The sequence below is a fragment of the Terrihalobacillus insolitus genome (assembly GCF_028416575.1).
GTDB lineage: Bacteria > Bacillota > Bacilli > Bacillales > Amphibacillaceae > Terrihalobacillus > Terrihalobacillus insolitus.
On record NZ_JAMQKB010000047.1, the window covers coordinates 1,473 to 2,774 of the forward strand.

Genomic DNA, 1,302 nt, shown 5'->3' on the forward strand with positions numbered 1-1,302 from the left:
ACAGCACTTAGAACGCTCTCCTACCATTGTTCGTAAGAACAATCCGCAGCTTCGGTGATACGTTTAGCCCCGGTATATTTTCGGCGCGGAGTCACTCGACCAGTGAGCTATTACGCACTCTTTAAATGATGGCTGCTTCTAAGCCAACATCCTGGTTGTCTAAGCAACTCCACATCCTTTTCCACTTAACGTATACTTTGGGACCTTAGCTGGCGGTCTGGGCTGTTTCCCTTTCGACTATGAACCTTATCACCCATAGTCTGACTCCCAAGCTTGCATAGCTGGCATTCGGAGTTTGACTGAATTCGGTAACCCGGTGAGGGCCCCTAGTTCAATCAGTGCTCTACCTCCAGTACACATCGCTTGAGGCTAGCCCTAAAGCTATTTCGGAGAGAACCAGCTATTTCCGTGTTCGATTGGCATTTCACCCCTACCCACACCTCATCCCCGCGTTTTTCAACACGCGTGGGTTCGGGCCTCCAGTCAGTGTTACCTGACCTTCACCCTGGACATGGGTAGATCACACGGTTTCGGGTCTACGACCCCCTACTACTTCGCCCTATTTAAGACTCGCTTTCGCTGCGGCTCCGTCTATACAACTTAACCTTGCAGGAGATCGTAACTCGCCGGTCCATTCTACAAAAGGTACGCCGTTACCCATTAACGGGCTTCGACTACTTGTAGGCACACGGTTTCAGGATCTCTTTCACTCCCCTTCCGGGGTGCTTTTCACCTTTCCCTCACGGTACTGGTTCACTATCGGTCACTAGGAAGTATTTAGCCTTGGGAGATGGTCCTCCCGGATTCCGACGGAATTTCACGTGTTCCGCCGTACTCAGGATCCACTCCGGAGGAAACCATCTTTCGATTACAGGGCTCTTACCTTCTTTGGCTGATCGTTCCAGATCAATTCATCTACATGGTTTCTTTGTAACTCCATTGGAGTGTCCTACAACCCCAGAAAGCAAGCTTTCTGGTTTGGGCTGTTTCCGTTTCGCTCGCCGCTACTTGGGAAATCGCATTTGCTTTCTCTTCCTCCGGGTACTGAGATGTTTCAGTTCCCCGGGTCTGCCTCCCTTACCCTATGAATTCAGGTAAGGATACTACTCCATTACGAGCAGTGGGTTTCCCCATTCGGAAATTCCCGGATCGATGCCTACTTACGGCTCCCCGAGACATATCGGTGTTTGTCCCGTCCTTCTTCGGCTCCTAGTGCCAAGGCATCCACCGTGCGCCCTTCTTCACTTAACTATATTGCTTGTGAAAAAGTTTGTTTCAATGTTCATTGATGTCTTGTCATTC

1 rRNA gene (cut by a window edge) is annotated in these 1,302 nt (G+C 50.2%); it reads right to left on the reverse strand.

Going from position 1 to position 1,302, the window contains the following annotated elements:
• Positions 1-1,251, reverse strand: a 23S ribosomal RNA gene (locus tag NC797_RS17995); its annotated part reaches 1,472 nt to the left of the window's first position; the annotation flags it as partial.
• Positions 1,252-1,302 lie beyond the last annotated feature (51 nt).